The organism is Lentibacillus sediminis, from assembly GCF_002763455.1.
Lineage (GTDB): Bacteria > Bacillota > Bacilli > Bacillales > Amphibacillaceae > Lentibacillus_D > Lentibacillus_D sediminis_A.
Window position 1 is genome coordinate 678,644 of the sequence record NZ_NIXK01000001.1, and the last position, 13,493, is coordinate 692,136.

A 13,493-nucleotide genomic window follows, 5' to 3' on the forward strand; every position below is an offset into this window, starting at 1 on the left:
CTATATTGTCATTCTTTTTTTCTTTGTAACCAGCCATATAAGTAATATGATAAGGATAACCGTCAAAAGGAGAACGACTAAACCTTTTTCGTATTCCAGTGATCCTGTTAACAGCGCGTAGTTTCGATAACCACTGATAATATCCGCAAATTGAACATAGGATGTGGGGAAGTAACTTAACCAATTCTCGATAATTTCTCCTCTTTGATAGTAGGTTATTTCTACAAAAAGGATGATACCGATCATTAGATTAAAATATTCATTTTTCAAGATGATGCTCATGAGGAGTACCAGTCCGATAATTAATACAAACCATATGAGAACCATCACAAAGCTTATCATTAAAAACATTCCCATCGGCATGCTTTCAAATGTTCCTTCATTTAAGAACGCAAATTGATATACGACGACTGGCAGATTTAACGTTCCAAAACCATCGCGAAATCCAATCACGAAAAATGCGGGAAGCAATATGGCAATACTTGCTAAGCTGCCTATTAAAGCAACAATTCCCTTCATTATCATGCGTTTGAATGGAGTCATGGGAAACCCATTCACGATACTTGGGTGTTTTCTGTCTTTCATCACGATATCGTTGCTTAAAAGCAGACAAGACAGCAGCAAAATATACGGCAGGCTTGATTCTAACAGTCTTTGCAATGTTTGCAGTGCCGTTCGTTCTTCAAAGATATTCAGATTTAGGTTATAAACTGCCGATGCATACTCCCCATACCTTTCCGCAGAGTAAAGATAGGCGTAATGGCCATCTTGATGGGAAAACATATTACCATACGTATAATACCCCGGGCTATAACGCAGAAATTCAAATCGGTTTGTATCAATTTGGTAATCAGCATATAAATACCATTCATGTGTTGCCTGAGCATAGGCACGTAAATCCCCATCCTCCAAAGCGGATAGTCTCTCACCATCCAGCTCATTCCATTCCGGATACACTTGATAGGAATATAATGTGAGGGGGTGGGTGCCTGGTGTTACCTCTACATTATCTAAGAACTCCTGTCTGTCTTCATACCTTGACTCGATTTCGTTCTGATTGACCGATTCAATCGGCTGATAAGCTGGGGCAATATAAAAAGCATAATAAACGCTGGCTACTAATAATATTGCAAATAGGATCAGGTTTTTATGATTGGTGAAAAATACTTTCAGCTCCCATTTAATATAATCCATTATGCCGCACCGCCCCTCGTATTTGCCGTTTTGCTGTGCTTAATCTGCCTTCGATAGAACTGCCAATAGATGAAGAGAAACAGGAGACATATTGTAATGAATAAAACGAAAAATCCTGTGTTTAACGTGATCATCCGGCTCCCCGCCATCTCTGCCGCCTGGCCATCAATTACGGTAGAAAAGTTTAAGTAATTAAATGGAAGAAACCATAACCATTTCCCTGCAGCCGGAAGTAACTGCATGAGGAAAAAGAAGAAGAAATGAACAAAAATAACGATATAAAGATTTTTAAAGTAGTAATTTAATATGATAGAAAAGGAGATTGCCACAAGAGATAAGCAGATAAAATAGAGAAATGCTAGCCCGATGTACTGCCAAACATCTATTGTAAAATAATAACCATTAAATATAGCTACAGGGTACGTTAGGTTGATATCATAGATGATCGATGCAGCGGTAATTGTTATGGCAAAGGTAAAAATCAATAAGGCGAATACAAAAATTAAATAACTAAGTATTTTGGCAGACAGTTTGGAAGCCATTGTAAACGGATAACCGTTCACAACTGATTTGTGATCTTCTTCATCCAGCAAAATATCCGATGTTAAGATACCAACCAATAAGTACCAGCCATATCCTAATACCAATAACAGGAGGATGATATACGTTGGAAAGTTGGAATTATCCACTAAGAGTGGCGCGTTTTGAGATTGGATGGAAGTAAACAGAGCTTGATCTAACTGGTTTTGCCGATGTGTCGGGATAAATTCGGCTACATCCTGAAATCCCTCCATCGTATAGGCTTCATCCCGTACCTTTGTGAGCTCAATCGCACCTTGTATGTATGTGTCATCATCTTCCATCACAAGCCCCAATGTTCTGTTGGCTAATTCGCTGGATTGACTGATTAGATTTCGATATAGCGGTGAAGCAACTTCCGGATCGGTGGCATCTACATTTCTGAATTGAGCCAGTGCAGAGTTTAAAGCAACCACTTCCGAAGCTGTTGCGGGTTCGAGCTCTCTAAATTGGCTGTTCTCCAGGTAAACAAATGATCCAATGATGAAAAGAACTAATACGGAGAGGATAGATCTGAATTTTAGATTTTTGCGTTCTACTAGAAAGATAGTTTTCATTAATGGAAGCATGTGAATCCTCCTTTGCTTATGGTTGATTATACCTACTTACGAAAGCGATTGCAATATGATGGTTGTAAGTTTTTGTTATGTTTTTTTTTTTACAAAAATTATATCGGAGCACTCAGACATGCCACTATCGAGCAATTGAGTAAAGCCAAATTTCTATTAAGGACTTCTAGTGAAAATTGGATGTTTTTTACAGGAAAGCGCTTTACATATCACTTGTTATATAGTATATTTAGATAAATCATTAAAAGATTCTGTCATTAGGGTATAATTGAGTCTATTGCAGGGGCTATGGGAGTTCTGTGACACATAGTAAAGCCTTTTATTCTAGTAATACATATGCAATAAAGCAGAGAGATTTTACCTAAAGGGGAAGCTGGAATGCATTTATTAAAACACGAATTAAAGATGATGATAAAAAGCAGGAAGAATCTGCTGTTCCTGTTGTTTTTGGCAGCATTGCTTTTCAGTTATTGTTTTATCCTTTTGCCGAATCAGGAGACGAGTGAGTCCTTTCATCCGGAGGCAGTGGAACAGGATCTGCAACAGAGGACCGCACAGCAGCAGGACCGGGAAGAGCTGGGAGCGACGGGGATTCTGCTGCAGACCGGCCAGGCGGTTTATGCGACCAATGCCAGTTACATAGATTTGCAAACGAATATGCTGACAGCTTTCGAAGCGGGCAATTATGAGCGTTATTTGCGGCTCAGGACTCATTTCTTGATAGGGCACGCAGGAAGTTTTGTCCCTGTAGAGACAGTGGACGCGAATTCACCTTTTCCGGGGAAGGATATTAACCACCAATACTACCAGACCCTTCTGCGAAATCAAGGGTATTTGGAGTTAGACGCACCGGTGACCTATCCCATGATTGAGCAGAAGACTGGGCTGCAGACATTGGAATATTTTTTCCTGAGTGTTGTTGCTTACTTGATCGTCTTTAGTGCGATTTATTTCAGCTGTGATGTGCTTGTGCGTGACCGGAACAATCGCAGTGTGCTGCAGGGATTGCCGCTATCCTGGTATCAGCTGCTGAACACCAAATCACTTGCGGCGTTTTTGTATACCTGCCTGATACTTGTCGGGTTGCTGGCAGTAGCTCTCCTGTCGGTCTCTATCATGTATGGCTTTGGTTCATTTAATATGCAGGTGCCGGTGTCGCTGGTACAGGAGACCTTTACGCTAGAAGATTACGGGACCATATCGCTTGGAAGATTTTTGCTGCTGGCTGCAAGCTTTATTCCGATTATCGTTTTCCTGTTCATCCGCTTGAATATGATTTTCAGTCTGGTGCTGAAGAATACGTGGGTGGTGCTCGGGGCGGGTACGCTTGTACTGTTTTCCGAACTGCTTTATTTTAACCGGAGGGAGCGGGAACTTTTTGGCGTGGACCTCAGTTTTTTCCCGCAGACGTATTTTGATTTCGGCAAAGTGGTGACAGGGGAGAAGAATTATTTGGTCAACTTGAATAGCATTACCTATGAAAAAGGGTTGATTGTGCTGCTTGTCAGTATTGTTGTTGTTGAGTTATCGTTGTTCGCTGTTTCACGGTTTGTTAATAGAAGACGTTTCTATGGCAGATCAACGGGCTGGAAACGCTTCACCTCTAAAAGAGAAGGGAAACGAATCGCGCGGGCGGGATAGCTGTCTTGAGCCTTGATTGCTTGATTATTTCTAAAGGAAGGAAATGCCTATGTACCGGAAGTATTGGCTGTTTGAGATGAAATTGCTGCTGCGTCAGCGGAAAAATTGGTTTCTCGGGCTGTTTCTCCTCTTGTTTTTCCCGATTTTCTTTTTGGTGGAATCGCGGGAGGAACCGGTGTCTTTGGAGTCGCAGAAGCACTATGAGGCCAATATGCTTGTTGCTATCTTCCAGCAGTTTCCGGAGACGGAGCGTGAGAACCCGGAAGGAGCGGCGATTTACAATAATTTGACCGAGCAGGCTTCCCTGGTAAACTATCAACTCTATTATTTATCAGAGGGGCGCCATGAAGATTATGTGGAAAATGGGCTCATGCTGAATGAACTGCGGCTGGAATTGCATGAAATGGGCAATAAGTGGATTCCCGAGCATCTCGTTTATCCAAGGGAAGAGACGCTGAAAGAGGAGGCGCTGTTAAGCTATATTCAAGCGAATGATCTGCCGCTTGAGCCGGAGTCCACGGGTGCGACGCATTATTTGGTGGCAGGACTCGGGGCGATGAGTGGAGTAGTGTTTTATATGTTTGTCTTGCTTGCCGGCAGTGAGATCCTCGTTTTCGATCAGCGTCACCGAACGGTTGTCAGCGACTTTCCGATTTCCTTTTTCAAAAAAATCTCGGCGAAAATCAGCGGGATGTTTTTGTATATTGCCGGCTGCTTGCTGCTGGGACTGGGGCTTGGCTTCTGGGTTGCCTCAAGTGAATCAGGGTCGGGGAATTTTTCCTATCCTGTGCTGCTTTACTGGGATGGCGGCTTTGAAGCGGTGTCCACGATGGAATACCTGTTGTATGCGCTTGGTTTGATGATGCTGGTCATGTTGCTTGGGCTAATTGTATCCGTGCTCTTAAATCAGCTGTTCCGCAATGCTTATGCCAATGTGCTGATTGGGCTGGGACTGTTCTTGCTGCCTGATTTGCTGATGGGGGCGGGAGTTGGAGCTTCGTTTTTGCAGCTGATTAAATATGTTGATTTTGCCGGGGTGCTGGATGGTGATTTGGCCATACAGTTGGGTGCTGATGGGCTGGATGTGCAGCATGTTGCTCTCTGGCTGGCTTTGATGATTTTGCTGTTTGCATTAGTGATTTTTATGATAAATAAACTCACCTATACGTCTGGGAGGAAGGTTCGCGATGCTTGAATTGAAGAATATTTCTGTTGCCTACAAGGATAAAAAGGTGCTGGATGATTTGTCCCTGACCGCAAAACCCGGCGAGATCATCGGTGTGGTGGCGCCGAATGGCACGGGGAAGACGACGCTGTTTAATGTGATAGCCAATTTCCTGAAGCCGGGACAAGGAGAAGTGACTTTCCTGGAAGAGCATACATATCGGTCGGAAAAAGCGGAATTATACATTCGCCGACATTTGAGCACATTTCCGGAGCAGCGTGATTTGTTTGATGAGCTTTCCGGAGTGGACCATCTGAAATTATACGCCAATATGTGGAGCGGGACCACCAAACATGTGCAGCGCGTTATTGATGAACTGGAGATGGGGCATTATGCCAAAAAGAAGGCAGGGACCTACTCGCTCGGTATGCGGCAGCGGCTTTGTTTTGCGATGATGGCGGCCGCTGATACGGAAATGATGCTGATGGATGAAGTGATGAACGGCCTGGACATGTCCAATGTGGCGCTGATTTCCCGAAAACTGCTGGAGATGAAAAAGGAGCAGAAGCTGATTTTTGTCGCATCGCATTTATTGGCTAATTTGGATTTGTATGCGGACCGTGTGTTGTTTTTAAAAGATGGAGATTTTGTTCACGAACAGGATATGCATAGTGAGGATGATGCTTACATTAAGATTTCTCTGGCTCGTGAGCAATATGAGGAGTTGCGGACGATGTATGAACTGCCTGCAGGTCACTTGTATATTGCGGATCATTTGTTGTGCATTCCGCTGGCCGGGATGAAGGCGGAAGAGCAGACGATGTGGATCGAGCGGCTGCTGCCGTGGAAAGAGCAGGAATTGACAATTGGCTCACTGGGGACGGTGGAATACTATGAGAAGTACTACCTTGATTCGAAGTAGCTGGTGCGGGGTTCTAGTGTTGATGGTTTTTTTGTTGAGCGGTTGCCTCGCTCAAGGTGCGGTTTCGGATAAAGTGGCTGCGTATGAGGATAATATTGAAATTACTGGTGAGGAAAAAGAGGAGATGCTGGAGGGTGTGAGTGAAACAGTAACGCAAATCAGCGATCGCAGTAATGTGGAGGCGGAAGAGGTTGTGATCGGTGCTGTGAGTGATGGTGGAGAGGAAGTCCGTGTGACGCCGGGTCGTTATCAGATCACAGGGAATGTTACCGGAAATGTCGTTATTCGTGATGAGGCGGGGGATGTCCTGATAGAGGAGATTCTCGGCAGTTATTACGGGGTGGAAAGCATTACCGCTGACTTGACGGAAAGCCATGTGATCGAGGTGGACGGACTCGATCAGGTGTCTGTTGTGCCTGTGGCGACAGAGATGTCAACAGAGTTGGGTGCAGGCATTTGGCAGGTCGGCACCGATATTGCACCAGGAAGCTATTCGATCACTTCCCCAAATGGATTTGGCTATCTGCAGGTTTTTCAGCCGAATGAAGATGTTCATGTTTATGAAGTGATCGGCGGAGAGTTTGCCGCAACCGAAAGCACGGTCGAGTTGACGGAGGGGCAGACACTGCGTATTAAGAGAATTTCGCTGATTTCCTTTCAGCCTGCGGAAGGATAATGTATTATAAGGAAGGAAACGGATAGATTTGAAGGAGGATGTTATCGATGGCAGCAGCAGATACAGCAAAAAAAGCAGTAGGTGAAAAGGCCGCGTCCTATGTGCAGAACGGGATGCATGTGGGGCTCGGCACGGGATCGACGGCATATTGGATGGTTGTTTCGCTGGGCGAGCGCGTGAAGCAGGGGCTGGAGATCACCGCGGTCCCGACATCGCAGGCCACAGCAAAACTAGCGATGGAATACGGCATCCCGCTGACTGATTTTTCCCAGGTGCAGCAGCTTGATCTGACCATTGATGGGGCTGATGAAATTGATGATGGGCTTCATCTGATTAAAGGCGGCGGCGGTGCTCTTTTGCGCGAAAAGATTGTCGCTTCCGCGGCAGAGCGGTTGATTATTATCGCTGATGACTCCAAGAAGAGGGGAGTGCTTGGTGAATTTCCTCTGCCGGTAGAAGTGGTGCCGTTTGGCTGGGAACTTGTTGCGGGCAGCATTTCTGCGCTTGGCTGTGAACCGGTTTTGCGGACAGAGGGCGAGGAACGTTTTATAACAGATAACGGTAATTATATTTTGGATTGCCGGTTTGAGCGGATCCCTGACCCTGCGGAGCTTCACGGCCAGTTGAAATCACTGGTCGGTGTTGTGGAGACTGGGTTGTTTGTTGGGATGGCGGATGTGGTCTTGCTTGGTGGTGAGGATGGAGTGAGGTTGTTGGAGCGGTAGTGAGCCGTTCTCAAGGACAAAGCCAGTGGGGAGAGGACTTGAAATGTCTACGAGATCGATTCTCAAGGACAAAGGTGGCAGGGAGAGTGCTCGAAATGTCTACGAGATCGATTCTCAAGGACAAAAGTGGCAGGGAAAGTGTTCGAAATGTCGTAGAGAGTTGTTCACATAAATACCAGTTGGTTGGCCTGCCAGAAACGAATGAACCTTCCAATCGCGCGCCCCGCACTCCAAGTCGCGCGGCCAACACCTCAAATCGCGCGCCCCGCACTCTAAGTCGCGCGCTCACACGCCCAAGTCGCGCGCCCCAGACTCAAATCGCACGACCACTCATACATCCCTCAACCCATAAATATATTAATAAATTCACAGATTCGCATAATCACCCCTCCTCCCGCATACAATTGAGGCTGAAGCTTATTGCATCAGGAGAGGGTGAACGGGTTTTGTGCGGAATTACTGGCTATATTAATTGGCATAAAGATGTCCGGTCGGAGCGGCAGACAGTGGAGAAAATGGCAGAGACGCTGATGCACCGGGGGCCGGATGATTCGCAAATTTGGCTGGGACAGCATGTTGCGTTTGGGCATAAGCGGCTTTCCGTTGTGGATCCTGCTGGGGGAAAGCAGCCGATGACGAAGCAGAAAAACGGCAGCAATTGCACTATTGTTTATAATGGAGAACTTTATAATACGGAAGAACTGCGCACGGAACTAAAAAAACGCGGCTATACGTTTCAATCGACTTCGGATACAGAAGTGCTGCTGACGGCTTATCTGGAATGGAAAGAAGATTGTTTGGACCATCTGAACGGAATTTTTGCATTTGGGATATGGGATGGAGAGCGAGACCAGCTTTTCATGGCGCGGGATCGGCTTGGCGTGAAACCGCTGTTTTATAAAGAAGGCGGCGGCCAGTTTATTTTCGGCTCCGAATTAAAAGCCATTCTCGCTCATCCGGACGTGGAGGCAGAGGTGGACCGCTCCGGGCTGGCGGAAATTTTTGGTCTGGGTCCCTCCCGCACCCCGGGGCATGGGATTTTCAAAGATATCGATGAACTCCGTGCCGGTCATGCGCTCACGTTTTCCAAAAATGGACTCAAACGTTGGCGCTACTGGAATGTGAAAAGCATGGAGCATGAGGATAATGAGGAGGATACGGCGGCACAGGTGAGGGAGTTATTTGTCGATGCGGTGCAGCGGCAGCTCGTCTCTGATGTGCCGGTTTCTGCGTTTTTATCCGGCGGGGTGGACTCCAGTGCAATCACGGCGATTGCTGCTGATTATTTCAAAAAGCAGGGGAAAGATCCGCTTCCGACTTTTTCGGTTGATTATGAAGGGAATGACCAGCACTTTAAGAAGAGCAAATTTCAGCCTTCCAGTGATCAGCCGTGGGTTCAGAAGATGGCGGCATTCAGTCAGTCCGATCACCATGATGAAGTGATCTCCGGCGGGGCATTGGCTGACCATTTAAAAGAATCGGTAACCCTAAGAGATCAGCCAGGCATGGCGGACATTGATTCCTCGATGCTCTGGTTTTGCCGGCAGATCAAGCGGCATACAACGGTGAGTCTGTCGGGTGAATGTGCCGATGAAATTTTTGGCGGCTATCCCTGGTTTCATGATCCGTCGACTGTGGGCGGAGACGGTTTTCCGTGGATGCGCTCCCTTGATTCGCGGATCGATCTGCTACATCCGGAATGGCAGAAGAAACTGGATTTAAAAACCTATGTGCATGATCGGGCTCGCGAGACCCTCGAGGAGACGCCAAGGCTAACCGGGGAAAGTAAAGAAGAAGCCAAAAGACGGGAATTGTTTTACCTCAATATCCACTGGTTTATGGCACAGCTTCTCGACCGAAAAGACCGGATGAGTATGGGGGCAAGCCTGGAGGTGCGGGTGCCGTATGCCGAACACAAGCTGGTGGAATATGTCTGGAATATTCCCTGGGAAATGAAAATGGCCGGGAGTCGGGAGAAGGGCATTTTGCGGAAGGCGCTGGAAGGGGTTTTGCCTGATGAGGTGCTGTACCGGAAGAAAAGCCCGTATCCAAGAACGTTCCAGCCGGAATATACCAGTGCAGTGGTTAAGTGGATGGATGAAGTGCTGGCCGATCCGGACTCCCCATTATTTGGTTTTATGAACAGGGAAAAAATCGCGGCCATTGTCAAAAGTGAAGGGAAGGAATTCAAAGATCCATGGTATGGCCAGTTAATGCGCGGTCCGCAGCTGATCGCTCATTTATGCCAGATTGATTACTGGCTCCGTAAATATGACATAAAAGTGAATGAGTAAGATGGCGCTCTGCCGCGGGTTTCGGGACCTTGGCAGGGTGTTTTTCTGTATTTTGATCCTTTTCCAGAAGACACATTTCGCCCTATCTTGCATTTTTTTCGATAAAATGGGAAATAGATAGATGGATAGGAGTGAACATGTTTGGTTTATGTCGTATTTCTTTTGGCGGCTGCACTTACTGTTTTCGCAGCAATGAAATTATCAAAATATGCCGATGTGATCAGTGAAAAAACGGCGATGGGCGGCATGCTCGTCGGGACGGTCCTCCTGGCCGCGGCGACATCCCTGCCTGAGGTAACGACAAGTTTCTCGGCGGTGGTGATTGGCAACATCGACATCGCGATTGGCAACATGCTAGGTTCCAATCTGTTTAATTTGCTGATACTCGCGGTGTTTGACCTTTTTTACCGGAGAAAAAAATTGTATCATTTAGCCAGCAGCAGCCATTTGTATTCGGCACTGCTCGGATTATTCTTGATGTTGATGGTGGCACTTGCACTTGTCCTGCGTATTGATTATACCATTCTTGGCATCGGGGTGGATTCCCTGCTCGTCTTGGTGGTTTACCTGATTGGTATGCTGGTTATCAGCAGACTGCCTTCTGCGCCACAGGAATCGGATGATGAAGAAACGGATAAGGAGATAAAAACTACCTCTGTCCGGCATGCGGTGATCGGATTTATCATCGCAGCAGTCGGGATCATGGCAGTTGGTACGGTGCTCTCTGTGACTGGTGACCGGATTGCTGTAATCACAGGGATGGGCTCGAGCTTTGTCGGCAGTTTCCTGATCGCTGCAACGACCTCGCTTCCCGAAGCCGTGTCGGTCTTTGCCGCTTTGCGTCTGAAAAATGTTAACCTGGCTATCGGTTCGATTCTCGGCAGCAATATGTTCAATATGGTCATTCTCGCGGTTTCCGATGCAGTGTATCAGGAAGGTTCGATTTTGACCGATGTCGCTAACTCGCATATATATACCGCGATCGGCATTACCGCCCTTAGTCTTGTGCTGATCTGGGCACTCATGCGGAAACAGTCGCTGTCTTCCTGGACGTACAATATTCCTTCGGTGGTTACCGTAATTGGTTATTTTGTTGTTTCTTATTTGATTTTTATTTCTTGATGAGCGGGCATTGCGCCGTTCTTCAAGCTCACTGATTGACAACGTTTTCAAACAGTGGTACGATTGTTTTACAAGTTAAGATGTGATGGAGACAAGGAGATCCATGCTGAAAACATACTTTTTCCGAAAAAAGGGTATGTTTATTACAGCATGGATCTTTTTTTGCTTCTTTCGTCTAACTTGTCAACCGGTTGAATACGCTTTAATGAAAACACATAAGGGAGTGCTTTAAAATGCCTGAATTTTTAGCTGAATTGATAGGTACAATGATTCTCGTCACCTTAGGGGGCGGGGTGGTTGCGGGCGTGGTTCTGAAAAAATCCAAGGCAGAGGGAACTGGCTGGGTGCTGATCACGCTTGCCTGGGGACTTGGTGTGACAATGGGTGTATACGCGGTGGGGAGTTTTACCGGGGCGCATATTAACCCGGCTGTGACCCTTGGGTTCGCAGTGGCTGGTGATTTTCCATGGGCCAAGGTGCCGATGTACATGCTTGCCCAGGTGATTGGTGCGATCATTGGTGCAGTGATTGTCTTTCTTAACTACTTGCCGCACTGGAGAGTAACGCAGGATAAAGTTGCCAAGCGGGATGTTTTTTCAACCACGCCGGCGATCCGCAGTCCGCTTTCCAACCTGGTCAGTGAGATGATTGGTACATTTGTCCTTCTGATGGGGTTGATGTTTATCGGGGCAAATGAATTTACCGATGGACTGAACCCGCTGATTGTCGGAGCTTTGATTGTGGCGATTGGTATGTCACTGGGCGGGGCAACGGGGTATGCGATCAACCCGGCTCGTGACCTGGGGCCGCGGATTGCCCATGCGCTCTTGCCGATTCCGGGAAAAGGCAGCTCGGACTGGAGCTATGCCTGGGTGCCGATTGTCGGTCCGTTACTCGGTGGAGCTTACGGCGCGGTATTCTATCAAGCTATGTTTCTAGGAGAATTTTCTGCATTATTCTGGATATTGAGTGCCGTAGTTGCTATTATTTTAGTAGGAGCGGCCAATTCGGAGCTGAAAAAAGGTCATACGAAAGCAGACGAACTTGAAGAAAATATTAGCTGAGGAGTGGATAACATGAGCGAAAAGTATATTTTATCAATTGACCAAGGTACAACCAGTTCACGGGCGATTTTGTTTAACCAAGAAGGCTCGATTGTGGAAACCGGGCAAAAGGAATTTGAGCAATTTTTCCCGAAACCAGGCTGGGTGGAACATGATGCGAATGAGATCTGGACGTCGGTGCTTTCCTGTATCGCGGATGTACTGCGCAAAGCGGATGTCGATGCGAGTCAGGTAGCTGGAATCGGGATTACCAATCAGCGGGAAACGACGGTGATTTGGGATAAACATACAGGCAGACCGATCCATAAAGCGATTGTCTGGCAATCCCGTCAGACAGAAGATATTTGCAAAGAGCTGAATGAACAGGGCTATGAGCAAATGGTGCGGAAAAAGACGGGCCTCTTGATTGATCCGTATTTTTCCGGGACGAAAATCAAGTGGCTGCTTGACAATGTGGAAGGTGCACGGGAAAAAGCAGAGAATGGCGATCTGCTGTTTGGCACGATGGATACATGGCTTGTTTACAAGCTTTCCGGCGGCAAAACACATATTACCGACTATTCCAATGCTTCGCGGACGATGCTGTTTAACATTTATGATTTAGAGTGGGATGACGAACTCCTGGATATGCTCGGTGTACCGAAAAGTATGCTGCCGGAGGTCCATGAATCCTCGGAAGTATATGCCAATACGGTGAGCTATCATTTCTTCGGCGAGGAAGTGCCGATTGCGGGAATTGCCGGTGACCAGCAGGCAGCCTTGTTCGGCCAGGCCTGCTTTGAAAAAGGCATGGCGAAAAACACGTACGGCACAGGCGGATTTATGCTGATGAATACCGGAGAAGAAGGTGTGCAATCCGACCATGGCCTCTTGACTACGCTCGCATGGGGTGTGGACGGCAAAGTGGAATACGCGCTGGAAGGAAGCATTTTTGTCTCCGGTTCGGCAATTCAATGGCTCCGGGACGGCTTGAAAATTATTGATGATTCCCCGGAGAGCGAGGCATATGCGACTCGAGTGGACTCGACGGACGGCGTGTACATGGTACCGGCATTCGTTGGGCTTGGAACGCCATATTGGGACAGTGATGCGCGTGGTGCTTTCTTCGGGCTGACCCGGGGAACGAAGCGCGAGCACATCGTCCGGGCGACGCTTGAGTCCCTTGCCTATCAGTCCAAAGATGTGCTTGACGCGATGGTGGAAGATTCCGGAATTGATCTTAAAACATTACGTGTCGATGGCGGCGCCGTCAAAAATGACTTTCTGATGCAATTCCAGAGCGACATGGTTGGCGTGCCGGTAGAGCGGCCTGTCGTTCAGGAAACAACTGCCCTGGGATCTGCCTACTTGGCAGGCCTGGCAGTCGGCTACTGGAAAGACAAGGAAGAGATCGGCAAGCAGTGGCAGAATGAGAAAACATTTGAGCAGGGAATGGATTTGATTGAGCGTGATGAGCTGTATGCCGGCTGGAAGAAAGCGGTTGAGGCTACGCGTGTGTTTAAATAATTGACTGGAAGGGGAGACCGGCTTTGGATGGAATGA

11 protein-coding genes are annotated in these 13,493 nt (G+C 47.2%); 9 read left to right on the forward strand and 2 right to left on the reverse strand.

All coding sequences use genetic code 11. The features are described from left to right. Both CEG13_RS03165 and CEG13_RS03170 read right to left on the reverse strand, forming a co-directional pair. On the reverse strand, positions 1-1,194 hold the full coding sequence (locus CEG13_RS03165; protein ID WP_100010302.1) for an ABC transporter permease: 1,194 nt from the start codon (positions 1,192-1,194) through the stop codon (positions 1-3). Then, positions 1,194-2,342 (reverse strand): hypothetical protein, encoded by a 1,149-nt coding sequence (locus CEG13_RS03170; protein ID WP_100010303.1) that lies wholly within the window; start codon positions 2,340-2,342, stop codon positions 1,194-1,196. The genes CEG13_RS03165 and CEG13_RS03170 overlap by 1 nt, the downstream gene beginning before the upstream one ends. Positions 2,343-2,720: 378 nt before the next feature. Here CEG13_RS03170 and CEG13_RS03175 point away from each other — a divergent pair, with 378 nt between their 5' ends. From CEG13_RS03175 to glpK, 9 genes are all read left to right on the forward strand, one after another. Further along, the gene (locus CEG13_RS03175) at positions 2,721-3,983 is read left to right on the forward strand and encodes an ABC transporter permease subunit (protein WP_100010304.1); all 1,263 of its coding nucleotides are present in this window, start codon (positions 2,721-2,723) and stop codon (positions 3,981-3,983) included. 49 nt (positions 3,984-4,032) lie between these two features. Then, on the forward strand, positions 4,033-5,178 hold the full coding sequence (locus tag CEG13_RS03180) for a hypothetical protein (RefSeq protein WP_100010305.1): 1,146 nt from the start codon (positions 4,033-4,035) through the stop codon (positions 5,176-5,178). Further along, positions 5,171-6,070: an ATP-binding cassette domain-containing protein gene (locus CEG13_RS03185; protein ID WP_100010306.1), complete on the forward strand. Its 900-nt coding sequence runs from the start codon at positions 5,171-5,173 to the stop codon at positions 6,068-6,070. The genes CEG13_RS03180 and CEG13_RS03185 overlap by 8 nt, the downstream gene beginning before the upstream one ends. Positions 6,071-6,089: 19 nt before the next feature. Beyond that, positions 6,090-6,746 (forward strand): hypothetical protein, encoded by a 657-nt coding sequence (locus tag CEG13_RS03190; protein WP_143469649.1) that lies wholly within the window; start codon positions 6,090-6,092, stop codon positions 6,744-6,746. Positions 6,747-6,793: 47 nt separating this feature from the next. After that, entirely contained in the window at positions 6,794-7,471 is a 678-nt protein-coding gene (rpiA, locus tag CEG13_RS03195; protein WP_100010308.1) for a ribose-5-phosphate isomerase RpiA, read from the forward strand. A gap of 446 nt (positions 7,472-7,917) precedes the next feature. Further along, positions 7,918-9,765 carry an asparagine synthase (glutamine-hydrolyzing) gene (gene asnB / locus CEG13_RS03200; protein ID WP_100010309.1) on the forward strand — a complete coding sequence of 616 codons (1,848 nt, stop codon included), beginning with the start codon at positions 7,918-7,920 and terminating at the stop codon, positions 9,763-9,765. Between the two features lie 141 nt (positions 9,766-9,906). Then, positions 9,907-10,887, forward strand: a complete 981-nt coding sequence (locus CEG13_RS03205; protein ID WP_100010310.1) for a sodium:calcium antiporter — start codon at positions 9,907-9,909, stop codon at positions 10,885-10,887. Positions 10,888-11,120: 233 nt separating this feature from the next. Continuing rightward, positions 11,121-11,951, forward strand: a complete 831-nt coding sequence (locus tag CEG13_RS03210) for an MIP/aquaporin family protein (RefSeq protein WP_100010311.1) — start codon at positions 11,121-11,123, stop codon at positions 11,949-11,951. Positions 11,952-11,963: 12 nt separating this feature from the next. After that, positions 11,964-13,457 carry a glycerol kinase GlpK gene (gene glpK / locus CEG13_RS03215; protein WP_100010312.1) on the forward strand — a complete coding sequence of 498 codons (1,494 nt, stop codon included), beginning with the start codon at positions 11,964-11,966 and terminating at the stop codon, positions 13,455-13,457. The last annotated feature ends 36 nt before the right edge of the window (positions 13,458-13,493 follow it).